21 protein-coding genes are annotated in these 22,798 nt (G+C 65.9%); 12 read left to right on the forward strand and 9 right to left on the reverse strand.

Translation table 11 applies throughout. The annotated features are described in order from the left end of the window. Nucleotide 1 precedes the first annotated feature (1 nt). Together hpaE and hpaD are read left to right on the forward strand one after the other, a co-directional pair. Entirely contained in the window at nt 2–1,468 is a 1,467-nt protein-coding gene (gene hpaE / locus CEY08_RS29245; protein WP_076814413.1) for a 5-carboxymethyl-2-hydroxymuconate semialdehyde dehydrogenase, read from the forward strand. Between the two features lie 38 nt (nt 1,469–1,506). Beyond that, a complete protein-coding gene (hpaD, locus tag CEY08_RS29250) occupies nt 1,507–2,358 on the forward strand; it encodes a 3,4-dihydroxyphenylacetate 2,3-dioxygenase (protein ID WP_042794211.1) in 852 nt (283 codons plus the stop codon). Here hpaD and hpaR read toward each other — a convergent pair whose 3' ends face one another. Continuing rightward, on the reverse strand, nt 2,359–2,823 hold the full coding sequence (hpaR, locus tag CEY08_RS29255) for a homoprotocatechuate degradation operon regulator HpaR (protein ID WP_063640362.1): 465 nt from the start codon (nt 2,821–2,823) through the stop codon (nt 2,359–2,361). Between the two features lie 98 nt (nt 2,824–2,921). After that, the gene (locus CEY08_RS29260; RefSeq protein ID WP_076814411.1) at nt 2,922–3,536 is read right to left on the reverse strand and encodes a hypothetical protein; all 615 of its coding nucleotides are present in this window, start codon (nt 3,534–3,536) and stop codon (nt 2,922–2,924) included. A gap of 424 nt (nt 3,537–3,960) precedes the next feature. On the opposite strand from CEY08_RS29260, the gene radA reads away from it, so the two are divergent. From radA to CEY08_RS29275, 3 genes are all read left to right on the forward strand, one after another. Next, nucleotides 3,961–5,322 (forward strand): DNA repair protein RadA, encoded by a 1,362-nt coding sequence (gene radA, locus CEY08_RS29265; RefSeq protein ID WP_042797182.1) that lies wholly within the window; start codon nt 3,961–3,963, stop codon nt 5,320–5,322. A gap of 93 nt (nt 5,323–5,415) precedes the next feature. Beyond that, the gene (locus CEY08_RS29270; protein ID WP_076814408.1) at nt 5,416–6,195 is read left to right on the forward strand and encodes a sulfite exporter TauE/SafE family protein; all 780 of its coding nucleotides are present in this window, start codon (nt 5,416–5,418) and stop codon (nt 6,193–6,195) included. Nucleotides 6,196–6,373: 178 nt separating this feature from the next. Beyond that, nucleotides 6,374–6,613, forward strand: a complete 240-nt coding sequence (locus CEY08_RS29275) for a hypothetical protein (RefSeq protein ID WP_042794207.1) — start codon at nt 6,374–6,376, stop codon at nt 6,611–6,613. Nucleotides 6,614–6,747: 134 nt separating this feature from the next. On the opposite strand, the gene CEY08_RS29280 is transcribed toward CEY08_RS29275, so the two are convergent. From CEY08_RS29280 to CEY08_RS29290, 3 genes are all read right to left on the reverse strand, one after another. Then, on the reverse strand, nt 6,748–7,704 hold the full coding sequence (locus CEY08_RS29280) for a 2-hydroxyacid dehydrogenase (RefSeq protein ID WP_063640361.1): 957 nt from the start codon (nt 7,702–7,704) through the stop codon (nt 6,748–6,750). A gap of 102 nt (nt 7,705–7,806) precedes the next feature. Then, nucleotides 7,807–8,793 carry a Bug family tripartite tricarboxylate transporter substrate binding protein gene (locus CEY08_RS29285; protein WP_063640360.1) on the reverse strand — a complete coding sequence of 329 codons (987 nt, stop codon included), beginning with the start codon at nt 8,791–8,793 and terminating at the stop codon, nt 7,807–7,809. Nucleotides 8,794–8,859: 66 nt separating this feature from the next. Then, nucleotides 8,860–9,873 (reverse strand): tripartite tricarboxylate transporter substrate binding protein, encoded by a 1,014-nt coding sequence (locus tag CEY08_RS29290; protein WP_042797180.1) that lies wholly within the window; start codon nt 9,871–9,873, stop codon nt 8,860–8,862. Nucleotides 9,874–10,096: 223 nt separating this feature from the next. Here CEY08_RS29290 and CEY08_RS29295 point away from each other — a divergent pair, with 223 nt between their 5' ends. The 6 genes from CEY08_RS29295 (at nt 10,097) to garL (ending at nt 16,737) form a co-directional block, all read left to right on the forward strand. Then, a complete protein-coding gene (locus tag CEY08_RS29295; protein ID WP_063640359.1) occupies nt 10,097–11,026 on the forward strand; it encodes a dihydrodipicolinate synthase family protein in 930 nt (309 codons plus the stop codon). 101 nt (nt 11,027–11,127) lie between these two features. Continuing rightward, on the forward strand, nt 11,128–11,901 hold the full coding sequence (locus CEY08_RS29300) for a FadR/GntR family transcriptional regulator (protein WP_088607867.1): 774 nt from the start codon (nt 11,128–11,130) through the stop codon (nt 11,899–11,901). Nucleotides 11,902–11,949: 48 nt separating this feature from the next. Continuing rightward, nucleotides 11,950–13,062 (forward strand): Ldh family oxidoreductase, encoded by a 1,113-nt coding sequence (locus tag CEY08_RS29305; RefSeq protein ID WP_076814403.1) that lies wholly within the window; start codon nt 11,950–11,952, stop codon nt 13,060–13,062. A gap of 47 nt (nt 13,063–13,109) precedes the next feature. Next, on the forward strand, nt 13,110–14,855 hold the full coding sequence (gene araD / locus CEY08_RS29310) for an L-arabinonate dehydratase (protein WP_063640357.1): 1,746 nt from the start codon (nt 13,110–13,112) through the stop codon (nt 14,853–14,855). Between the two features lie 48 nt (nt 14,856–14,903). Further along, entirely contained in the window at nt 14,904–15,896 is a 993-nt protein-coding gene (locus CEY08_RS29315; RefSeq protein ID WP_063640356.1) for a Bug family tripartite tricarboxylate transporter substrate binding protein, read from the forward strand. Nucleotides 15,897–15,969: 73 nt separating this feature from the next. Continuing rightward, complete coding sequence (gene garL / locus CEY08_RS29320; RefSeq protein WP_041655817.1) at nt 15,970–16,737, forward strand: 2-dehydro-3-deoxyglucarate aldolase; 768 nt, start codon at nt 15,970–15,972, stop codon at nt 16,735–16,737. Between the two features lie 38 nt (nt 16,738–16,775). On the opposite strand, the gene lysA is transcribed toward garL, so the two are convergent. Beyond that, the gene (gene lysA, locus CEY08_RS29325) at nt 16,776–18,023 is read right to left on the reverse strand and encodes a diaminopimelate decarboxylase (RefSeq protein ID WP_076817782.1); all 1,248 of its coding nucleotides are present in this window, start codon (nt 18,021–18,023) and stop codon (nt 16,776–16,778) included. 114 nt (nt 18,024–18,137) lie between these two features. On the opposite strand from lysA, the gene CEY08_RS29330 reads away from it, so the two are divergent. Beyond that, nucleotides 18,138–19,052 (forward strand): LysR family transcriptional regulator, encoded by a 915-nt coding sequence (locus CEY08_RS29330; protein ID WP_076814401.1) that lies wholly within the window; start codon nt 18,138–18,140, stop codon nt 19,050–19,052. Between the two features lie 112 nt (nt 19,053–19,164). Here CEY08_RS29330 and rpsT read toward each other — a convergent pair whose 3' ends face one another. From rpsT to murJ, 3 genes are all read right to left on the reverse strand, one after another. Beyond that, nucleotides 19,165–19,428, reverse strand: a complete 264-nt coding sequence (gene rpsT / locus CEY08_RS29335; protein ID WP_006396042.1) for a 30S ribosomal protein S20 — start codon at nt 19,426–19,428, stop codon at nt 19,165–19,167. A 264-nt stretch (nt 19,429–19,692) separates the two neighbouring features. Beyond that, nucleotides 19,693–20,661, reverse strand: coding sequence for a FecR domain-containing protein (locus tag CEY08_RS29340; protein ID WP_063640354.1), 969 nt, complete (start codon nt 20,659–20,661; stop codon nt 19,693–19,695). A 191-nt stretch (nt 20,662–20,852) separates the two neighbouring features. Then, on the reverse strand, nt 20,853–22,412 hold the full coding sequence (murJ, locus tag CEY08_RS29345; RefSeq protein ID WP_076814399.1) for a murein biosynthesis integral membrane protein MurJ: 1,560 nt from the start codon (nt 22,410–22,412) through the stop codon (nt 20,853–20,855). Nucleotides 22,413–22,798: the final 386 nt, after the last annotated feature.

Genomic DNA, 22,798 nt, shown 5'->3' on the forward strand with positions numbered 1-22,798 from the left:
TGTGAGCATCAAGCACTGGATCAACGGCAAGCAGGTCGACAGCAACGACCGCTTCATCACGAGCAACCCGGCCACTGGCGAAGCGATAGCGGAGGTGGCCGCGGGCGGTCAGGCCGAGATCGACGCGGCCGTCGCCGCTGCGGCCGAGGCCTTTCCAAAATGGGCCAATACGCCCGCCAAGGAGCGCGCGCGGCTGATGCGCAGGCTGGGCGAGTTGATAGACCAGAACGTACCGCAGCTGGCCGAGCTGGAAACCCGCGATACCGGGCTGCCCATCTCGCAGACGCGCAAGCAATTGATTCCGCGCGCCTCGGAGAACTTCAATTTCTTCGCCGAGGTCTGCACGCGCATGAATGGCCACACCTATCCGGTGGACGACCAGATGCTGAACTACACCTTGTATCAGCCGGTGGGCGTGTGCGCGCTGGTGTCGCCCTGGAACGTGCCGTTCATGACGGCCACCTGGAAGACGGCGCCATGTCTGGCACTGGGCAATACTGCCGTGCTGAAGATGTCCGAGCTTTCACCGCTGACGGCGGATCAGTTGGGCATGCTGGCGTTGGAGGCAGGCATACCCGCCGGCGTGCTGAACGTGGTGCAGGGATATGGCGCGACTGCCGGCGACGCGCTGGTGCGCCATCCTGGCGTGCGCGCGATTTCGTTTACGGGCGGCACCGTGACGGGCAAGAAGATTCTGGCCAGCGCAGGCGGCGTGAAGAAATACTCGATGGAACTCGGCGGCAAATCCCCCGTACTGATTTTTGACGACGCGGACGTGGAGCGGGCGCTGGACGCCGCGCTCTTCACCATTTTCTCGCTCAATGGCGAACGTTGCACGGCAGGTTCGCGCATCTTCATCCAGCAGACCGTCTACGATGACTTCGTGCGCCGGTTCGCGGAACGCGCGGAACGCCTGGCGGTGGGCGACCCGACCGACGACGGTACCCATGTGGGCGCGATGATCACGCGCCAGCACTGGGAAAAGGTCACGGGCTACATCCGCCTGGCCGAGCAGGAAGGCGCGCGGATATTGGCCGGTGGCGCGGACCGGCCCACAGGCTTGCCGGCCCATCTGGCGGGCGGCAATTTCGTCAGGCCCACCGTGCTGGCGGACGTGGACAACCGGATGCGTTGCGCGCAGGAAGAGATCTTCGGTCCGGTCGCCTGCCTGCTGCCGTTCAAAGACGAGGCCGAGGGCCTGGCGCTGGCCAACGACGTCAAATATGGCCTCGCGTCCTACATCTGGACCAGCGACATCGGCCGGGCGCACCGTCTGGCCCGGGGCATCGAAGCCGGCATGGTGTTCATCAACAGCCAGAACGTGCGCGATCTGCGCCAGCCCTTCGGCGGAACCAAGGAATCGGGCACGGGACGCGAGGGCGGCGAATACAGTTACGAGGTCTTTGCCGAAATCAAGAACGTCTGCGTGTCCATGGGCAGCCACCACATTCCCAGATGGGGCGTCTGACTCCGGCACCGAACCACAAGAACGAGGAGACTAGCATCATGGGCAAGCTCGCGCTGGCGGCCAAGGTAACGCATGTGCCGTCCATGTATCTTTCGGAACTGCCTGGCAAACACCAGGGGTGCAGGGAGGCCGCGATCCAGGGACATCGGATCATCGGCCAGCGCTGCCGCGACCTGGACGTGGACACGTTCGTGGTGCTGGACGTGCACTGGCTGGTGAACGGCGGCTATCACGTGAACTGCAACAGCGGTTTCAAGGGCCGCTACACCAGCAACGAACTGCCGCATTTCATCAAGGATATGGACTATGCCTACCGCGGCAATCCGCAGCTTGGGCGTCGGATCGCCGAATGCGCGAATGCGGCCGGCGTGGGCACGCGCTCGCATGAAATCGACAGCCTGGAACTGGAGTACGGGACGCTGGTGCCGATGCGCTACATGAACGGCGACGGGCACTTCAGCGTCGTGTCGGTTGCCGCGTGGTGCGCCTGGCACTCGTTGGACGATAGCCGACGTTTCGGCGCCGCCCTGCGCCAGGCTATCGAGGCCAGCGACAGCCGCGTGGCGGTGCTGGCCAGCGGCTCGCTGTCGCATCGTTTCAACGATAACGGCAGCCCCGAAGCCGCCATGCACCAGATTAGCCGCGAGTTCTTCCGGCAGGTGGATTTGCGGGTGGTGGACTTGTGGCGCCAGGGCGATTGGAAGAGCTTCTGCGCCATGCTGCCCGAATACGCCGACCTGTGCGTGGGCGAGGGCGGCATGCACGATACCGCGATGCTGCTGGGCCTGCTGGGTTGGGATGGCTACGATAAGCCGGTGGAGATCGTCACCGACTACTTCGCCAGTTCAGGCACGGGGCAGATCAACGCGATCTTCCCGGTGCCGGCCTGATCAGGTTTCTTCGGAGGCGCGCGAGTCGGACGGTTCGCGTTTGAACAGCTCGACCATGCTGTCGACGTCGCGGTACAGGCGGTCCAGCAATTCCTTGCCGATCCGGGCCTCGATTTCCTGGTACTTCGCATCCACCTGCGGACGCATGCGGTCGATGAGCTTGTTGCTCTTGGGGGTCAGCGAGATTTCCTGGCGGCGCTGATCGGCGCTGGACCGCGTGCGCTTGATCAGGCCTTGTTCCTGCATGCCCGCCAGCATGCGCGTCAGGCTGGGACTGAGAATCTGGCAGGTGCGGGCAATCTGGTTGGGTTCCATGGAGCCCACCTCGCTCAGGGTGCGCAGCACCCGCCATTGTTGCTCGGTGACGCCCGCGGCATGCAGGATGGGCCGGAAGTGCGCCATCAGCGTCTCGCGCGCGTAGAGCAGCAGATGGGGAAGATTGCGGTGGTGGAAGCTCGGACTCATGGCGGCTATGTTAGCAAGAAGCCGAGCCGCGCCGGGAGCGATATCGCGCGCCGCCTCCCATCGGCCTTGTTGAATCAATGGGAGGCGGCTGGCGGCGTTCAGGAGGGGATCTGTTGAGCCAGTTCCTGCAGGTCGTCGGGCAGCGCCTGGTCGGGCGCGGCCTGCTGCAATTCGCGCAGGGCCTGGATGGCTTCTTCCTGCTGTTCCTCGCGTACCAGGGCCCGGATATGGGTCACGCGGGCCTCGATGTCCCGTTCGCTGAGGGCGGGCTCTTCCGGCTGGGCGGGTTCGGCGGCCGGCTGTTCGGTGGCGCTGGCTTCCTGGGCCGGAGCGGCTTCTTGCGCCGCGGCTTCTTGCGGCGCGGCCACGCGCGCGGTGACGGGCGCAGCTTGTTCAGCGGATGCTTCCGGCGGCGCGGAGAGGAGTGCGGCAGGGCGGTCCGGGCTTGTCCCCGTTTCGTGGGGGACGATAACCGGTGTGTTCTGCTCGGTCAGGTCCTGGGCTTCGCGCATTTCGGTCCAGGCGAACAGGCCGAAGACCATGGCGGCGCAGGCGGCGGCGCCCCAGGCCGGGTGCCAACTATGGCCGGGATGCCAGCTGCGGCGCACCGCTGCGTCCAGTTCGGGACTGGCTCCGGGCCCGGGCCTACGGTACAAGGCGCGCAGATCCCGTTCATCGTCTTCATCGAAAGGGGGGCGATAGGTAATGCTCATGCGCGTACTCCTCGCGCATACGCCTGGTGGCAAGGCGTATCCGCGTCTGACCTCTGCGCGCGCCGCGCCGGTGGTCCGGCGGTCTCGTCGTAGCTCGGGTCCTGTTCCGGTTTAGGCGGCTTCCTGGAAAGCCGCGGGTGATTGCGCCGCGATTCCCGCTGCCGCACCCGAGGGCGCGTGGCGGCGGGTATGCCGTCCTGGGCCGGACGGTTCGTCAATGCGCTGCACTTGATGATTATGCGCGATTTGGAGAAATCCGCCAGAGAATTTCTTGAATTTGCATCATGTAACTTTGGCGCGTCCCTGTTTTTGAAAGCAGAATGACAGATTGGCGCACCGCCTTGGGGCATGCCTGGATAAAAGCGCGCGTTTTGTGCGGGCACGCCGCGCGCCGGCGCCCTGGCTTGCCGGTACACTTTCGCGCATGGCCAAATCCCGAACCGTATACGTGTGCGCCGAATGTGGCGGCACCACCCCGAAGTGGCAGGGCAAATGCCCGCATTGCAACGCCTGGAACACGCTGGAAGAAACCGTGGAGTCATCGGCGCCCGCCGCTGCCTCCCATCGCTACGCGCCGCTGGCGGCCGCCAGCCCGGTGCGCAGCCTGTCCGAAATCGAAGCCCGCGAAACACCGCGCCAGCCTACGGGGCTGGAAGAGTTCGACCGCGTCTTGGGCGGCGGCCTGGTGGCCGGCGCCGTCGTGTTGATCGGCGGCGATCCCGGCATCGGTAAATCCACCTTGCTGTTGCAGGCGCTGGCCTCGTTGTCCGAAGTCACCAACGTTCTGTATGTCACCGGCGAGGAATCCGCCGAGCAGGTCGCCCTGCGCGCGCGGCGGCTGGGCCTGCAAACCGGCAACGTGAACCTGTTGGCCGAGATCAGGCTGGAGTCGATCCAGGCTGCGGTGTCGGAGCAGAAGCCCACCGTGGCCGTCATCGACTCGATCCAGACCCTGTACAGCGGCGAGCTGACCGCCGCTCCGGGCTCGGTCTCGCAGGTGCGCGAATGCGCGGCGCAGCTCACGCGCCTGGCCAAGCAGACGGGCATCGCCATCGTCATGATCGGCCACGTCACCAAGGACGGCGCGCTGGCCGGGCCGCGGGTGCTGGAGCACATCGTCGATACCGTGTTGTATTTCGAGGGCGACACGCACTCGTCGTTCCGCCTGGTGCGCGCCTTCAAGAACCGTTTCGGAGCGGTCAACGAGCTGGGCGTCTTCGCCATGACGGATCGCGGACTGCGGGGCGTGGCCAATCCGTCCGCGCTGTTCCTGTCGCAGCATGAACAACAGGTCGCGGGTTCCTGCGTGATGGCCACGCAGGAAGGCACGCGACCGCTGCTGGTGGAAATCCAGGCATTGGTCGACAGCTCGCACGCGCCCAATCCGCGCCGCCTGACCGTGGGCCTGGAAGGCAACCGCCTGGCGATGCTGCTGGCGGTGCTGCACCGGCACGCCGGCGTCTCCACCTTTGACCAGGACGTCTTCGTCAACGCGGTGGGCGGCGTGCGCATCACCGAGCCCGCGGCCGATTTGCCGGTACTGCTGGCCATCATGTCTTCGCTGCGGGACAAGCCATTGCCGCGCGGGCTGATTGCCTTCGGCGAAGTCGGCCTGGCAGGCGAAATCCGGCCGGCGCCACGCGGGCAGGAACGCTTGCGCGAAGCGGCCAAGCTGGGGTTTTCAATCGCCCTGATTCCCAAGGCCAATGCGCCGCGCCAGCCCATCGAAGGGCTGGAGATCTGGGCCGTGGACCGGCTGGATGCCGCGCTCGATAAATTGCGCTGACGCGGGCGCCGGCTGATGCCGGCGGCCTGCGCAGGTTTGAAACCGTACATTGATTGCCCTGCCGGGTAGCGGCAGGGTCTGCTGGAGCAAGACGTGAGTCTGTTAGTTATCGCCGCGTGCCTGGCCGCGGGCGGCCTGATCGGTTTCATGGGCGGCGTGCTGGGCATTGGCGGCGGCCTGATCGCGATACCGGCGCTGGTGCTGTTGATGGGGATGTCGCAGCAACTGGCGCAAGGCACGGCGCTCATCATGGTTTTGCCCACCATCATGATGGCGGTGCGCAAGTACAACCAGCAGACCCGTATCGACAAGCGCGTGGCGCTGGCGGGAGCCGCCGGAGCGGTCGTGTTTACGTGGGTCGGCGCGCAGATGGCACTGGGCATAGATTCCGGCCTCCTGCGCCGCAGCTTCGCCGTCTTCCTGTTCTTCATCGCGCTGTTCTATGTATGGCAGACCTGGCGCGCCTCGCGTCCCACCGCCGCGCGCAAGCCGGCGGCCAAGGGCGTCGCGCCGGTCTTCACGCCGCGCCGCGCCAGCGTGCTGGGCATACTGTGCGGCACCTTGGGCGGATTCTTCGGCGTAGGCGGCGCGGTATTGGCGGTACCCATCATCACCACCGTGTTCCGGCTGCCGCAGACCACCGCTCAGGCGTTGGCGCTGAGCATGGTGATTCCCGGCTCGACCATCGCCTTGATCACCTATTCGTGGGCGGGGCAGGCGAACTGGCTGGTAGGCGTGCCGCTGGCCCTGGGCAGCCTGCTCTTCGTGCCTGTCGGCGTGAAGCTTGCCTATCGCCTGCCTGAACGCAAGCTGAGAGCCTGCTTCGCGCTCATGTTGTTTGCGACGGTGGCGTTGCTGGCGTTCGAGAGTTGAACGTCCGCGCGCAGATTATTTCGAAGCGTTAGCGGCCGAAATTTTCTGGTTCCGTGCTGAACCTTCCGAAGCGGCCCGGTTCAAACGGGAACGGGTTAGGGTGAAGTAACCCTAGAGGCGATGTTGCCGCCCCGTGTCGGAAAAAGGGCTTTGCCCTTTACATTCAGGAGTTCATGAAATGACGACTCACTCCCGTATCGCTGCGTTCCTATCCACCTCGGCCTTGTGCCTCGGTCTTGCTGCTGCGCCTTCTGCGTTCGCGGCGGGCGCCGATGCCACGTCCAAGACGGGTGAAACCAAGACCCACGCGCAGCACAAGCATCACAAGTCCGACAAGACCTCTGCCAAGCCGGCGGCGGGCAAGTCGGGAGGAGCCGCGAAGCCGGATGGTTCCGGCGCAGCGACACCGGCGAAGTAAGCACTGAGGGCCATCTGGCCCGGTAGTTCCTTTGCGCAAACGACTTCCGATTCCCGCGGGGGCCGGAAAGTCGAAAGCCTCTCGGTATGGGCGCCGAGAGGCTTTTTCATTTGAGCGCCGCGGCCGTTGGCGGGTTATTCCGCCGGCGTGATGACGCGGCCGGTCTCGAAGAACGCCCGCAGGTTGTCCAGCATCAGGTTCTCCATTGCCACACGGGTTTCCAGCGTGGCGCTGCCGATGTGCGGCAACAGCACGGCGCGGTCGCTCTTGATGAGGGCTTCGGGCACCTTGGGTTCGTGCTCGAACACGTCGAGCGCTGCGCAGCCCAGCTTGCCGTTCTCCAGCGCTGCGACCAGCGCGGTCTCGTCGATGACGGGGCCGCGCGCGATGTTGACGATGATGCCGGTGGGGCCCAGCGCCTCCAGCACTTCGCGGTTCACCAGATGGCGCGTGCTGGGGCCGCCGACGGTCGCCACGATGAGGAAATCGGCCCACTTGGCGAGGTCGGTGAGCGAGGCTTCGTAGCCGTACTCGACATCATCGCGCTTGCGGCGGTTGTGATAGCGCACGTCCATGTCGAAGCCCATGCCGCGGCGCGCAATGGCTTCGCCGATGCGGCCCAGGCCGACGATACCCAGCTTTTTGCCGCTGACGCGCAATCCCAGCGGGATGCCGCCGTGCACCTGGCCCCATTGGCCCGCGCGCACGAAGCGTTCACCCTGGCCCATGTGGCGCGCGCCGGCGATCAGCAGGCCCCAGGCGAGGTCCGCGACGCAGTCGGTCAGCACGTCAGGCGTATTGCTGACCTGCACGCCGCGCTGCTTGGCGGCCTGGATGTCGATGGTCTCGTAGCCCACGCCCCAGCTGCAGATGGCCTTGAGGTCGGGCAGGGCGTTGATGAGTTCGGCGTTGGCGCCATAGGTGGCCGACGTGACGACCGCGGTCACGCCCTTGCCATGCTCGGCCAGCGCGGCTTTGCGGTCCGGGTATTTCCACAGTTCGACCACGTCGTAGTTGTCTGCGAGGCTCTTGTTGGCGTAGGGGGAACCGGCCAGCGAGCCGACCTGGATGATGCGATGCTTGGTGGTCATGTTGTCGTACAGGTGGGTGGCAAAACATTGATGCTACTTGATCCGGGCTTGATCCAGGCAGACAGGATGTCCCCAGGGACACCCCGCAGCCCGATTCCGGTCTTATTCAAGCTGGATATTGGCTTTCTGGATGACGTCCTTCCAGCGTTTGACCTCTGCCTGCTGGAACGCCGTGAACTGCTGAGGCGTATTGGCCACCACCTCGAAGCCCAGGCCTTGTAGCGTCTTCTCCGTCTGGGGATCGCGCAGGGCGGTTTGCAAAGCCTTGGACAATTGCTGGACGATGGCTGCGGGTGTCCCCTTGGGCACGGCAAACCCTTGCCAGGAGTACACCACCATGTCTTTGATGCCGGCTTCCGCCAGCGTGGGAACGTCGGGGAGGTCGGCTGCGCGGGCGTCGCCCGTGATGGCCAGCGCCTTGAGCTTGCCGGCCTTGATGTGGGTCTGGACCGCGCCCAGGTTCTGGAACGACACGTTGACCTGTCCGCCGATCAGGTCGGCGATCGCTGCGCCGCCACCGCGGTAAGGCACGTCCACCCCCGTGCTTTGCGTGCGCTGGCGGAACAGCACGGCGGACAGGTGGTCCGATGAGCCCGTGCCCGAGGATGCATACGACACCTTGCCCGGATTCTTCTTCGCGTAATCGACCAGCTCGGCAACGGTGCTGGCGGGAAACGTGGGCGCGGCCACCAGCACATTGGGATTGCGCACGGCCTGCGTCAGGTATTCGAAATCCTTGCTGGGGTTGTACGACAGGTTCTTGTACAGGGCTTCATTGATGGCGAACGTGCCGATCGAGCCCACCATCATCGTGTAGCCATCGGGGGTGGAGCGGGCCAGCGCCTGGGCGCCGATGGCGCTGTTGGCGCCGGGCTTGTTCTCGACCACGAAGGTCTGCCCCAGGATTTTGGACAGCCCCGGCGTAACCGAGCGCGCAGTGATATCGGAGGAGCCGCCCGGCACGAAGGGCACGATCATCGTGACGGGTTTGTCGGGATAGCCTGCAGCCTGCGCGGCGGGCGTGCCGAGTAGAACGGCGCCCGCGGCGGCAGCGGCTGCTACGGCCGCGGCGCTCATCAGTTTGTTCATGGTGTCTCCTGGTTCGCGTGCTGATGAAGGGCCCGCCGCCCACGCGTTGCGGCCGGGCCGTAGAGATCAGTCGACCTTGGCGCCGGATTTCTTCACTACCTCCGCCCACTTGGTGGATTCCTGCGCCATGAACTGTTTGAATTGAGCCGGCGTGTTGCCGGACGGCGTGGCGCCCTGCGCTTGCAGTTGCGCGCGCACGGATTCCAATTGCAAGGCGGCGGCCACGTCGCGCTGGATCTTGTCGACCACCGCCTGCGGCGTGCCCGCCGGCGCCAGCAAGCCGAACCAGCTGGATGCCTCATAGCCTTGTACGCCGGCCTCCGCCATCGTGGGAACGTCGGGCAGGGCGGGCGAGCGCTGGGTGGTGGTGACGGCCAGCGGTCGCAGTTTGCCGCTCTTCAGGAAGCCCATGGAGGACGGCAGATTGTCGAAGATCAGGTCGGCGGAGCCGGCCATCACGTCGGTCAGCGCGGGACTGCTGCCCTTGTAAGGGACGTGCGTCATGCGCGTGCCCGTCATGTTCTGGAACAGCTCCCCGGACAGATGCGTGGATGTGCCATTGCCGGTCGAGGCCATGTTGACGGTGCCTGGGTTGGCCTTCAGGTACTTGATCAGATCGGCCACCGTGCGGATGCCGTGCTTGTCGGCAAACGCGGGATTGAGTTCCAGGATGTTGGGCACCGGAATCACCAGCGTCACCGGCACGAAGTCCTTGACCGGGTCATAGGGCAGCTTGGCATACACGGACTGGTTGATGGCATGCGTGCTGACGGTGCCCATCAGCAAGGTGTAGCCGTCGGGCGCGGCGCGCGCGGCCTCGGCCGTGCCGACATTGCCGCCGGCGCCTGCCTTGTTGTCCACCACCACGGCCTTGTTCCAGGTCTTGCCCAGTTCGGCCGCGACGATGCGCGCCGCAATGTCGGTGGTGCCGCCGGCGGGGAAGGGCACGATGATCCTGACGTCGCGTTCGGGGTAGTCGGCTTGCGCCGGCGCGGCCGGCAACAGGAGGGCGGCCGCCGCCAGGGTGGCGGTGTAGAGGGCGGCCAGGACGGACCGGCCTCGCGCAGGGGCTGCATGCATGGAATTCGTCTCCTCGGTGTGCGCGTGGCCGCGCATCGTTTCTGGGGGTATTCCGCCCCTGGCATGGCCCGAGGCTTTGACGCCGCACGACGCCTGCGGCGCCCTGCGTTTTGCTGCCGGACTACTTGTAAAACAAATATATGTATTGAGCTTATGGTTGTCAACCAAGTATACTTTTTTGAACTTGTACACCCGATAGCTCGATCAGCCAGGAGCCCCGCCCATGAAAACATCCCCGGTCACCGCGCAGGACTTGCAGCGTTCGGTCATTGCCGTGCCACCGCTGGCGCGCCACGCCGATCTTTCCCTGAATGAGGCGGCCAACAAGGCCTTGCTCGGCCACCTGGAAGCGGGCGGCGTGCGCAACGTGATGTATGGCGGCAACGCCAATTTCTATAACGTGGGCGTGAGCGAGTACGCGCGCATCGTCGATATGCTGGCCGGGCTCGCGGGAGCGGACACCTGGATCCTGCCTTCGGTGGGGCCCGACTACGGCAAGATGATGGACCAGGCGGCAATATTGCGTTCGCGGCCGTTTCCCACGGCCATGCTGCTGCCCATGTCTTTTCCCTATACGGACGCAGGCCTGGCCGAGGGCGTGCGCCGCTTCACGGACGCGTTGGGCAAGCCCGCGGTGATCTACATCAAATCGTCGGGCTATCTGGCGCCCGAAAGCGCCGCGCGCCTCATAGAAGAGGGGCGCATCGTGGCATTCAAATATGCGGTCGTGCGCGACGACCCGTCCCAGGACGCCTATCTGTCGTCCTTGCTGCAGGCGGTGGATTCGCGCTGGATCGTCAGCGGCATCGGCGAACGTCCCGCTATCGTGCACTACCGCGATTTCGGCCTGAAGAGCTTTACCTCGGGCTCGGTCTGCGTGGCGCCACGGGGGTCGATGCGCCTGCTGCATCTGCTGCGCGATGGCCGCTACGATGAAGCCGAGGCCGTGCGCCAACAGTACCTGGACCTGGAAGACTGCCGCGACAGCATCAGTCCCATCCGGGTGCTGCATGATGCGGTAACTCTGTCCGGCGTGGCGGACATGGGGCCGATGCTGCCTCTGCTCAGCGGCATTTCAGCCGCGGAGCGCGAGCGCGTGGCGCCGGTTGCGCGGGCCCTGGCGGCTTGGGACCGGGAGACGCCGGCCGCGTGAGCCTGCAAGCGGACCGGGGCGCGCGCCTTGGGCCGTGCATTGACGGTACGATGAGTGCTGTTCCGCCATCGCGGACCGCGCCATAGCATCGAGGAGGTTTCGTGGCCCGACCCAAAGCAACATCCGCGCCCGCGCCGCAGGCGCCCGCCGAATCCGACACCGCGGGCGCGCTGGTGCTCGAGCGCGGGCACCGGGTCCGGCTGGCGGACCAGCTCTATGGCCAGATCTTCGAACAGATCGTGTCCGGGGGGCTGAACGTGGGCGACAAACTGCCCTCCGAAAACGAAATCTCCGAACGCTTCGGCGTGTCGCGTCCGGTGGTGCGCGAGGCGCTTTTGCGGTTGCGCGCCGACGGCCTGATCACCGCGCATCAAGGGTTGGGCACCTTCGTCAGCCATGCGCCCGCGCCGCGCCTGAAAACCTTCAACGATGTGCAGAATGTCAGCGCGTATCTGCGGGCCCAGGAGGTCCGCGTGGCGCTGGAGGGCGACGCCGCGCGGCTGGCGGCCCTGCGCCGCACTGACGAGCAGCTCAGGAAGATCGCAGAAGCGCACGCGGCGTTCGCCGACAGCCTCGCGCGCGGCCAGGTGTCCGCCGAGGCGGATCTGGCCTTCCATGCCAGCATTGCCGAAGCCAGCGGCAACGACTTCTATCTGGGGGTGCTCGAAAGCATCCACGAATCCATCAGCGGCTTCATGCGGTTGACGCTGAATCTCACTCGCACGGGTTCGCGCCAGCGCGCGCAACGCGTGGTGGACGAGCATGCCGCGATCCTGGACGCCATCCGCGAACAGGACAGCGAACGCGCCCGCGTCGCCATGCAGTTCCACCTGGGCCAGGCCCGTCACCGGCTCGTCGACCGGGAGCGCGACTGATCCTTTCCGCCACCCGCCGCGTATGAATCAAAACCACAGGAGACCAGAGTGCGAGGGAACGGAGCGATAGCGGCGGAGGTGCCGGTGGAGCAGGTCCGCGAGCAGATACTGCAGGTTCTAATGGCATGGGGCATGGCACAGGACCTGGCGCACATTACCGCGGGCCTGATGGCGCGAACCGATCTGTTGGGCATCGATTCGCATGGGATCTCCATGCTGCCGGCCTACGAAGAAAAGCTGCGGGCCGGCACCCTGCGCCTGGACGCGCGCCCGCGCGTTCTGCGCGATGGCGGCGCCAGCGCGCTGATCGACGGCATGGGCGGCCTGGGCTATCCGGTCGCGGCCCAGGCAATGAACCTGGCCGTGGACAAAGCGCTGCAGCATGGCGTGGGCGCCGTATCGGTCTGCAATTCCCATCATTTCGGCGCGGCGGGCGTCTATGCGCGGATCGCGGTCGAGCGGGGCGTGGTGGGGCTGGTGACCAGCAGCGCCAATGGCGTCATCATGGTGCCCACGCGCGGCGCCATGCCCATGCTGGGCACCAACCCCATCGCCTTCGGCGCGCCGGCAGCCTACAACGAACCCTTTCTGCTGGACATGGCGACAACCACCGTGGCCGCCAACAAGGTCAAGGTCTACGACTTCCTGGACAAGCCGCTGCCGCCGGGATGGGCGGTGGACGGACAGGGTGGGGCGGTCACGGATGCCGCGGCCGCCATGCAGTACATCTTCAAGCATCCCGAGGGCGGCCTGACACCCCTGGGCGGCACGGCCGACATGAGCAGCCACAAGGGCTACGGCCTGGCGATGATGGCGCAGATCCTGGGCGGTACGCTCAGCGGCAGCGCGTTCGCCGCGCGCCGCGCCCCGACTCGCCGGCCGGGCGAGCCCGACGACGTGGGCCATTTCTTCCTGGCCTTGAACCCCGACGCCTTTCGCGCAGCGGGCTCGTTCGAGTCCGATATGGACGACATGATCGATGCCATGCACGATACGCCGCCCGCCAATCCGGACGAGCCGGTCCTGGTGGCGGGTGAGCCCGAAGCGGCCGAGCGCGCGCGCCGGCTGCATGCGGGCATACCCATCCCCACCGCGCTGGCCGAACGCCTGCGCGCCATCTGCGAGCGCGCCGGCACACCTTATCTGCTGGACGCGGCGTGAATCCGTTTTTCCTGAAAACCCTTGCCCAAGAGCACTGGAACTGAGACATGAGCAATTCAGACAAGCGCAAGAAACCCGAAGAGCTGCGCAGCCACCGATGGTATGGCGTGCGCGACCTGCGCTCGTTCGGCCACCGATCGCGCACCGCGCAGATGGGCTATCACCGCTCGGACTACGCCGGCAAGCCGGTTATTGCCATCATCAACACCTGGAGCGACATCAATCCTTGCCACAGCCACTTCAAACAACGGGTGGAAGAGGTCAAGCGCGGCATCTGGCAGGCGGGCGGCTTCCCGGTGGAAATGCCTGCCATGAGCCTGTCCGAGCCCTTCCAGAAGCCGACTACCATGCTCTACCGCAACCTGCTGGCGATGGAGACCGAAGAGCTGCTGCGCTCCTATCCGGCGGATGGCTGTGTGCTGATGGGCGGTTGCGACAAGACCACGCCCGCGCTCCTGATGGGCGCGGTGTCCATGGACCTGCCCACCATTTTCATGCCGGCCGGCCCGATGCTGCGCGGCAACTGGAACGGCAACACCCTGGGCTCGGGCTCGGACACCTGGAAGTACTGGGCGGAGCTGCGAGCCGGCAATATCACGGAGGAGGACTGGCAGGGCGTGGAGGATGGCATCGCCCGTTCACCGGGCCATTGCATGACCATGGGTACGGCATCCACCATGACGGGCGCGGTCGAGGCGCTGGGCCTTTGCCTGTCGGGAGCCTCGTCGATTCCCGCGCCGGATTCGCGCCACGCGCAGATGGCCAGCCTGACCGGCAAGCGCATCGTTGAAATGGTGTGGGAAGACCTGAAGCCCTCCGACATCTTGACGGCCGCGTCCTTCGACAATGCGGTGCGCACGGTGCTGGCGCTGTCCGGTTCGACCAATTCGGTCGTGCACCTGATCGCCATGGCCCGCCGCAGCGGCTTCGGGCTGGATCTTGACCGCTTCGACCATCTGGCCCGCACTACGCCGGTGCTGGCCAATCTGAGGCCGGCCGGCAAGTACCTGATGGAAGACTTTTATTACGCGGGCGGCCTGCGCGCGATGCTGGTGCAATTGGGTGACCTGCTGGATACGTCGCAGCGCACGGTGGATGGCCGCACGCTGGGCGAGAACATCGCGGGCGCGCGCATCTTCAACGAAGACGTGATCCGGCCGCGCGCACAGGCTCTCATCGAGCGCGACGGACTGGCGGTGCTGCGCGGCAACCTCGCGCCCGACGGCGCGGTGATCAAGCCGCCTGCGATGGAGGCGCACCTGCAGGTGCACACGGGCCCTGCGGTGGTCTTCAAGGACTACAACGACATGGCGGCCCGCATCGACGACCCAGACCTGGAAGTGAACGCCGACAGCGTGATCGTCCTGCAGAACGCCGGGCCGCAGGGCGCGCCCGGCATGCCGGAGTGGGGCCAGTTGCCGATTCCGCAAAAGCTGCTGAAGCAGGGCGTGCGCGACATGGTGCGCATTTCCGATGCGCGCATGAGCGGCACCAGCTATGGCGCCTGTGTGCTGCACGTGGCGCCCGAGGCCTATGTGGGCGGCCCCCTGGCGCTGGTGCGCGATGGCGATCGCATTGCCCTGGACGTGCCGGCGCGGCGGCTGGAACTTTTGGTGTCCGAGGAAGAACTGGCTGCGCGCCGCGCGGCCTGGCAGGCGCCGCCACCGCGCTTCGAACGCGGTTACGGCGTGCTCTACCTCAAGCATATCGGCCAGGCCGACACCGGCTGCGATTTCGATTTTCTTCAGACCGAAACGCGCGCTCCGGCCGCGGGCGAGCCTGAAATCCACTGACCCGGATACCGGGCAGACATACTAAAAAAGCCTATAGAGGAGACAACCATGCAACAGAACAAACCGGCGCGCATACGGCTGGCCATCCTGGCAGCGGCGGGAGCGATGACGCTGCTGCCAGGCATGCTGATGGCGCAGGGCGCGGACTGGCCCGCGCGGCAGCTCAAGCTGGTCGTGCCATTTCCGGCGGGCGGCAGCACCGATTCGGTGGGCCGCCTGCTGGCGGCCGAGCTGTCCAAGGAATTGGGCCAGACCGTGGTGGTCGAGAACAAGGGCGGCGCCAACGGCAATATTGGCTCCGACCTGGTGGCCAAGGCGGAGCCCGACGGCTACACGCTGCTGCTGTCGGGCGTCGGCTCCAACGCCATCAGCTATGCGATCTACCAGAACATGCCGTACCGCAATAGCGACTTCGCGCACATCTCCCTGTTGGCGACCGGCCCCAACGTGCTCGTGGCGAACAACGACTTCCCGGGCAAGACCTTCGCGGATTTCATCAAGCTGGTCCGCGAGAACCCCGGCAAGTACACGCATGCGAGTTCGGGTAGCGGCTCCTCCGGCCATCTGGCCATGGAAATGCTGGAGCAGGACGCCAAGATCGACCTGGTGCACGTGCCCTACAAGGGCGGCGCGGCGGCTATCACCGACATGATAGGAGGCCGTGTGTCGGTCATGTTCCTGAACCAGGACACGCTGTTGCCGCAAGTCACCTCTGGCAAGCTGCGCGCCCTGGCCGTGGCCAGCGCCAAGCGCAACCCCGCTTATCCCGACACGCCCACCGTGGCGGAATCGGGCTATCCGGGGTTTTCGGCCGAGTCCTGGTTTGGCCTGTCCGCGCCCGCGAAGACACCGCCTGCCGTCATCCAGCGCCTGAACCAGGCGACCGTGAAAGCCCTGTCTTCTCCTGACATCCGGCAGAAGCTGGAGAGCGTGGGTTTCGTGGTGGTGGCGGACGACCCGAAGTCGTTCTCGGCCTTTGTGGACAATGAAATCGCGAAGTGGGGCAAGGCGGCCAAGGCTTCCGGCGCCAAGATGGACTGAATGCGTCGATTGAATGCGCGGGCGGGCTTGGCGGCCCGGCCCAACCTGTTTTTCTCATGAATTGAAGGCGGCAATGAACTCACCCTTACCCAACCGTTTCCGGCAACGCATCCTGGCGCGCGAACGGCTCATAGGATTCTGGATGTGCATGTCCAGCCACATTACGGCAGAACTCGTGGGACTGGCCAATTTCGACTGGCTGCTCCTGGACGGCGAGCATTCGCCCAACGAGGTGCCGATGTTCCTGCAGCAGCTGCAGGCCCTGCAGGGCAGTGCCAGCGCCGCCGTGGGCCGGCCGTCCTGGAATGATCCGGTGGAGATCAAGCGCCTGCTGGATATCGGCTTCTACAACCTGTTGATTCCGTTCATCGAGTCCGAGGAAGATGCGCGCCGGGCCGTGGCGGCCACGAGGTATCCCCCACAGGGCATGCGGGGCGTGGCGGGCGCCCAGCGCAGCAACCGCTATGGCACGGTGCCGGATTACCTGCACACCATCAACGACAACATCTGCGTTCTGCTGCAAATCGAAAGCCGTCCGGGAATAGATGCAGTGGACGAGATCGCATCGGTGGAAGGGGTGGATGGCGTGTTCATCGGGCCGTCCGACCTGGCCGCAGCGCTTGGGCATATCGGCAACCCCGGCCACCCCGAAGTCCAGGAGGCCATCCGCCACCTGTACCAGCGGGTGTCGGCCCAGGGCAAGGCCGTGGGCATCCTGGCCCCGGTGCATGCGGATGCGCGGCGCTACCTGGACATGGGCATGCACTTCGTGGCGGTGGGCACGGACCTGGGCGTGTTCAAGCAGGCGACCTTCGCCTTGCGCGAAGCCTTTCCCACCTGAATGCCACGCTGGGTTCCCGTCGTCCGTCGCTCCACGTATCAGGCGCCGGACGCCGTCTCTTCCAGCGCCAGCAGTTCGCCGATCGTCTGGCGGCGGCGGATCAATCGGGCGCCGCCGTTGTCCAACAGCACTTCGGGCGCCAGCGGACGGCTGTTGTAGTTCGAGGACATGGACGATCCGTAGGCGCCCGCATCATGGAACACCAGGAAATCGCCGATGCGCGGCTTGGGCAGCAACTGGTCGGATACGACGCCGCCGGCGTCCTGCGTGAACACGTCGCCCGATTCGCATAGCGGGCCGGCCACGGCGATGCGGGTATCGGCCGCGCCCTGTGGGCGGCTGCCGTCCGGAGCGTGCACCGAAATGCGGTGATAGCTGCCGTACATGGCCGGGCGCATCAGATCGTTGAAGCCCGCGTCTACCAGCGCGAAATCGCGTTCCGGGCGGCGATTGATCGAGTGCACCTCGGAAACCAGCGCACCGGCTTCGGCAACCAGGAAGCGTCCTGGCTCGATCTCCAGCCGGATGTCGTGGCCCAGGCGCTCGGCGATGCGCTTGCGCGCCGCATCCCATTGTTCAAAGTAGTGATCGCAGTCGATGCGGGCATCGCCCTCACGGTAGGGGATGGACAGGCCGCCGCCAGCGGAAATGGCTTCGATGTCATGGTCCAGCGACGCGACCACGTCGACCATGGCGTCGCACACGCTGGACAGGTGGCCGTAGTCCACGCCCGAGCCGATATGCATGTGGATGCCGACCAGCTTCAAGCCATGGCGGCGCACGATGGACATGGCTTCGGCCACGTCGCCGATCCAGATGCCGTGCTTGCTCTGCGGGCCGCCCGTGTTGGTCTTGTTGCTATGGCCGTGGCCAAAGCCCGGATTGATCCGCAGCCATACGCGGTGGCCTGGCGAGGCCTGGCCCACGCGCGCCAGCATATCCAGGGATCCAGCGTTCACGGTGATGCCGTGCTTGAGCACAACGGCCAACGTGGCGTGATCGATCAGGTCGGCCGTGAAAACGATGCCCTCCGGTTCGCCCTGCGGCTGGAAGCCGGCGGCCAGGCTGCGTTCGATTTCGCCCAGCGAGACGGCGTCCACCATGGCGCCTTCAGCGCGCATCAGGCGCAGGATGTGGAGGTTGGAGCAAGCCTTCTGCGCGTAGCGGATGGTGTCAAAGCGGCGCAGCTGCGAGATGCGTTCACGGATGACGGCGGCATCGTAGACCCACAGGGGCGTGCCGTGTTCGGCGGCGAGTTGGGTGAGTTGGCGCGGATCGAAGGCCATGGCGGGCGATACCTTGAGGGAATTGAAAACAAAGGCGGCATGATGCCCGGCTTCGGTCATCCAGTAAAATGCTTATATTTCCTTGATCAATTCATTCCTGATATGGGGCGGGCGATGCTGACGCACCGGCATATCGAAGTTTTCCGGGCGGTCATGATCGCCGGCAGCGTGACCAAGGCGGCGGAGTTGCTGGGATCGTCCCAGCCGACGGTAAGCCGGGAACTGGCGCGCCTGGAGCAAGGCATCGGTTTCGCGCTGTTCGATCGGGTGGCGGGGCGGCTGCGGCCCACCATGCCAGGCTTGGCCCTGTTCGATGAGGTCCGCCAGTCGTACGCCGGCCTGGAGCGGGTCTCTTCGGCCGCTGCGCGCCTGAGGGCGTACAAGGGCGGCCAGTTGTCGGTAATCGCCTTGCCGGTCTTTTCCCATTCGATCCTGCCGGAGGCTTTCCGGCGCTTTCATGAGCGCCATCCTGGGGTGAGCCTGGCGCTGGAGACGCAGGAATCTCCTTTCCTGGAAGAGTGGCTGAGCGCGCAGCGTTACGACCTGGGCCTGACCGAGCACGACGCGGCGCCCGCCGGAACCCGCGTGGAACTGCTGCTGGAAGTGGATGAGGTATGCGTGCTGCCCGACGGCCATGCGCTACTGGCCAAGCGGCGTATCGAACTGGCCGATTTCGAAGGGCATGCGTTCGTCAGCCTGTCGTCCAGCGACCCCTACCGTATCCAGATCGACGAGGCGTTTGCCGAAAGCGGCGTGCTGCGCAGGTCCATTGTCGAGACGCCGAGCGCTGTGTCCGTGTGCACCTTCGTGCGCCAGGGACTGGGTCTGGCTATCGTGAACCCGTTGACCGCCCTGGATTTCCTCGGCCGCGGGCTGCACATCCGTCCCTTGGCGCGCGCGTTCCCGTTTCGGATCAGCGTGGTGTTCCCCGAGCATCGTCCGGGCAATCCGCTGGTCGGGGCGCTGATGGCGTCGCTGCGCGAGGCGGCGCAAGCCGCACACGGCCGCCTCGCGTCACGCTTGGACTAGGACGGGAAGGGTGCGCAGCCGCGGGCAGGCGGAACGCAAAAAAGGATGCCCATGGGCATCCTTTTTTATTTGCCGTATTCGTGACGCCCTGAAAACAGGGCGGCAGAATGGCTTAGGCCAGCGCCTTGATGGCGGCAGCCAGGCGGCTCTTGTGGCGAGCGGCCTTGTTCTTGTGGATGATGTTCTTGTCGGCCACGCGATCGATCACGCTGGAGGCCTTCTGGAACACTTCGCCAGCCGCAGCCTTGTCGCCAGCGGCGATGGATTGGCGAACGCGCTTGATGGCGGTGCGCAGCATCGAGCGCAGGCTGGAATTGTGCTTGTTGCGCTCAACGGATTGGCGAGCGCGCTTGCGGGCTTGGGCGGTATTGGCCATGTTGCTATATAAGTTGAATTCGGCAAAGTCGAACATTGTAGCAAGTCCCCGGGGGATTGCAAGCTTTTAATGTCGGATCAGCCGATGGAGCGCCCGTCAACCGGGCGGGGGGCGCTGCGGGAAAATGTCCCCGGGCTGGAGAGCCCTTGCGGATGATCCTCGTGCAAAGCCTTGAGGAAAACCCGTGGCGCCTACTGGATAAAAACACCGTGCGAAGTATACAACGAAGCAGCTCCGGAGAGCAGGGCGTCGACGCTGCCGTTGTCAGGTGGCGACGCTGATGGAGACGAACCAGGGCGTGAAGCGGCGGACATGGATGGGCATCATGTCCCTCAAGGTGTCCAGCGCCGCGTCGGTGTCGTCCAGCGGGAAGTGGCCGGATACCGGCAGGCCCCCCGCAGCCATCGAGACGCGCAAGGTGCCGCTGCGGTAGGGGCGCAGGGCCGCGATCACTTCGGCCAGGGGGCGGCCGCGTGCTTCGACCCAGCCCGCCTCCCAGGCGGCCTCGGCCATCAGCTCGGCACGCGGCGTATCCATGCGGGCCGCGTCGAACCGGGCGCCGGTGCCGGCGCGGACGGTGCCGTGGGCGCCGGACATGGTCTCGACCTCGACTTCATGTTCATGTACTACCACCAGTGTGCGCTGGGCCTGTTGACGGACCATGTAACGCGTGCCCAGGGCGCGGACCGTGCCTTCGGCGGTTTGGACGAGGAAGGGCCGCCGCGCGTCGGGCGCTACCGAGACCGTGACGGCGCCGTCCAGCAGCCGGACTTGGCGGTAAGCGGGGGTGAAATCGAGGTTGACCCGGCTGCGGGCGTCCAGCAGTAACTGGCTGCCGTCGGACAGCAGGTAGCGGCGGCGTTCGCCGGTAGCCGTGGCGGCATCCGCCGCGACGTTGCCCAGGGGGTAGAAGGCGTTGCCCACATACGCCGCGCAGGCGCCCGCGCCGGCGAGCGTCAGCGCGCCAGCCAGAAAGCGGCGGCGAGGGGGCGCGATGCCGGCCCCGGCAGGGACGGCTACAGGCGGGACGGCGGGGCCGGCCGCGGCGTATCCTGCGGGATAGGCGTCGCCAAGCCGGCCGAATGTCGATCCTTCCAGCGAACCGGTCAGTTGCTGCCAGGCATTTTCATGGGCCGGGTCGGCAGCGCGCCACGCCAGGAAATCGTTATAGTCCTGTGCGGTCGCCTTGCCAGAGCGCAATAACAGCAGCCAATTGATTACCTGGTCCGCCATGGGTTGTCCTTGGGCGTACTTCACTTCATGTCCCCGCAGTGCATCCAGGGGGATCCTTTCGATGGCAATTTGTAAATAATAAAGGTTTTTTACCAAAGATTACCGGCTGATTGTCAATTCTTGACGAATCTAATGCAAAAAAGCCGGCACAAGACCGGCTTTTGAAGTGTATATAGGCAGATTGTCCGAACTTAACGCGTCGGACGTCGGCCGAAGTCCCTAGGACGGAAGCCAAACAGTAACAACATTCCGAAGTAGACCGCCGCACTGGCTGCCAACACGCCGCTCAGCCAGGCTGCCCGGAGTCCCGCGTGGGCCTGCAGGGCGATCCAGTCGATTCGTCCGTCCGCATACCAGAGCAGAGCCGCCAGCGCGGCCAGGGCCGGCAGCAGTCGCAGCGCGAACGAAGTCCAGCCAGGGCCGGGTTGGTAGACGCCGCGGCGGCGCAGTCCGATAAGCAGCGCCAGCGCGTTCAGGCAGGCGCCCAACCCGATGGCCAATGCCAGCCCGGCATGCGCCATGACTGGCACCAGCGCCAGGTTCAACAACTGCGTCACGATCAGCACGCCGATGGCGATCTTCACGGGTGTGCGGATGTCCTGCTTGGCGTAGAAGCCCGGTGCCAGGATCTTCACGGCCAGCAGGCCGATCAGTCCGGCGGAATAGGAAATGACGGCAAGGCGGGTCTGGGTGACATCCTGGGCGTCGAAGGCGCCGTAATGGAACAGGGTGGCGACCAGCCCATCGGACAGCAGCGCCATGCCCACCGCAGCCGGCAAACCCAGCAGCAGCACCAGGCGCAGGCCCCAGTCCAGCAGTCCGCTATAACCGCCGTGGTCCTCGCGGGCATGGGCCGCGGACAGGCTGGGCAGCAGTACGGTGCCCAGCGCCACTCCCAGCAGCGCCGTGGGGAACTCCATCAGGCGGTCGGCAAAGGACAGCCAGGTCACGCTGCCCGGCTTCAGCCAGGTGGCGATGTTGGTGTTGATCAGCAGAGAGATCTGCGCGACGGAAACGCCAAGGGTGGCGGGCGCCATCTGCTTGAGGATGCGCTGCACCGTGGGATCGCCCCAAGCCTCGCGGAACCGCAGCGTAAAGCGCGGCGTGAGGCCCAGCCGCGATAGCGCCGTCCATTGCACGGCCAATTGGGCCACTCCGCCGATCATGACGCCGATGGCGAGCGCATAGATCGGCACTTCCAGGCGCGGTGCGAGCCAGATGCAGGCGGCGATCATGGCCAGGTTCAGCAGGACCGGGGTGAACGCCGGCACGGCGAAGCGGCGCCAGGTATTGAGCACGCCCGAGGCGAAGGCGATCAGCGACATGCAGAAGATGTAGGGGAACATCACGCGCGTCATCCAGACCGCCGCGCCGAACTCGGTGTCGCGGTCTGCCCCACGCAGGCCGCTGGCCATGGCGGACACTACCCAGGGAGCGGCGAAGATGCCGATGAGCGTGATCAGCATCAGCGCCGCAGTCAGCAGCAGCGCGACGCGGTCCAGCAACGTGCGGACTTCGGCTTCGGATCTGTTGTTGCGCGCCGCGCCCAGGATGGGCACGAAGGCCTGGGCGAATGCCCCTTCGGCGAACAAGCGGCGCAGCAGGTTGGGGATGCGGAAAGCGACCCAGAAGGCGTCGGTGAGGGGGCCGGCGCCAAAGGCGCGGGCCACCAGAATGTCACGGATCAGGCCGGAAATGCGGGACAGCAGGGTGAAACTGCTGACCGTGGCCGCCGAGCGAAACAGGCTCATGGGAAGGCTATGTAAAAAAAGGGGCCGGCTGGCCCCGCAAGACGGAATAGTCGCCCGAAAGGCGCCACGCCCGCAACAATGCCCGCAGCAAGCGAGCGGAGCGAGCGCATTTCGGGACGGGATTGTTTACCGCGCGCAAGAATGGCCGCGCCGCCGCCGGGCCGCCCCAAGGCGGCGCAGCCCCCTCGGGGGGCAGCAAGCGAGCGGAGCGAGCGCCGCGTGGGGGCACTTTCATAGCCGCGCCGCCGCCGGGCCGCCCCAAGGCGGCGCAGCCCCCTCGGGGGGCAGCAAGCGAGCGGGGCGAGCGCCGCGTGGGGGCACTTTCATAGCCGCGCCGCCGCCGGGCCGCCCCAAGGCGGCGCAGCCCCCCTCGGGGGGCAGCAAGC

Origin of the sequence: Achromobacter insolitus, assembly GCF_002209555.1 — a bacterium.
GTDB lineage: Bacteria > Pseudomonadota > Gammaproteobacteria > Burkholderiales > Burkholderiaceae_B > Achromobacter > Achromobacter insolitus.

Excerpts from the sequence above, each read along its gene's own strand:
- radA (WP_042797182.1), top strand. The coding sequence starts at position 3,961 with ATGGCCAAATCCCGAACCGTATACGTGTGCGCCGAATGTGGCGGCACC.
- araD (WP_063640357.1), top strand. The coding sequence starts at position 13,110 with ATGAGCAATTCAGACAAGCGCAAGAAACCCGAAGAGCTGCGCAGCCAC.
- CEY08_RS29315 (WP_063640356.1), top strand. The coding sequence starts at position 14,904 with ATGCAACAGAACAAACCGGCGCGCATACGGCTGGCCATCCTGGCAGCG.
- murJ (WP_076814399.1), bottom strand. The coding sequence starts at position 22,412 with ATGAGCCTGTTTCGCTCGGCGGCCACGGTCAGCAGTTTCACCCTGCTG.
- CEY08_RS29275 (WP_042794207.1), top strand. The coding sequence starts at position 6,374 with ATGACGACTCACTCCCGTATCGCTGCGTTCCTATCCACCTCGGCCTTG.
- CEY08_RS29260 (WP_076814411.1), bottom strand. The coding sequence starts at position 3,536 with ATGAGCATTACCTATCGCCCCCCTTTCGATGAAGACGATGAACGGGAT.
- rpsT (WP_006396042.1), bottom strand. The coding sequence starts at position 19,428 with ATGGCCAATACCGCCCAAGCCCGCAAGCGCGCTCGCCAATCCGTTGAG.
- CEY08_RS29295 (WP_063640359.1), top strand. The coding sequence starts at position 10,097 with ATGAAAACATCCCCGGTCACCGCGCAGGACTTGCAGCGTTCGGTCATT.
- CEY08_RS29340 (WP_063640354.1), bottom strand. The coding sequence starts at position 20,661 with ATGGCGGACCAGGTAATCAATTGGCTGCTGTTATTGCGCTCTGGCAAG.
- CEY08_RS29280 (WP_063640361.1), bottom strand. The coding sequence starts at position 7,704 with ATGACCACCAAGCATCGCATCATCCAGGTCGGCTCGCTGGCCGGTTCC.
- CEY08_RS29330 (WP_076814401.1), top strand. The coding sequence starts at position 18,138 with ATGCTGACGCACCGGCATATCGAAGTTTTCCGGGCGGTCATGATCGCC.
- hpaD (WP_042794211.1), top strand. The coding sequence starts at position 1,507 with ATGGGCAAGCTCGCGCTGGCGGCCAAGGTAACGCATGTGCCGTCCATG.
- CEY08_RS29285 (WP_063640360.1), bottom strand. The coding sequence starts at position 8,793 with ATGAACAAACTGATGAGCGCCGCGGCCGTAGCAGCCGCTGCCGCCGCG.
- hpaR (WP_063640362.1), bottom strand. The coding sequence starts at position 2,823 with ATGAGTCCGAGCTTCCACCACCGCAATCTTCCCCATCTGCTGCTCTAC.
- CEY08_RS29290 (WP_042797180.1), bottom strand. The coding sequence starts at position 9,873 with ATGCATGCAGCCCCTGCGCGAGGCCGGTCCGTCCTGGCCGCCCTCTAC.
- garL (WP_041655817.1), top strand. The coding sequence starts at position 15,970 with ATGAACTCACCCTTACCCAACCGTTTCCGGCAACGCATCCTGGCGCGC.
- lysA (WP_076817782.1), bottom strand. The coding sequence starts at position 18,023 with ATGGCCTTCGATCCGCGCCAACTCACCCAACTCGCCGCCGAACACGGC.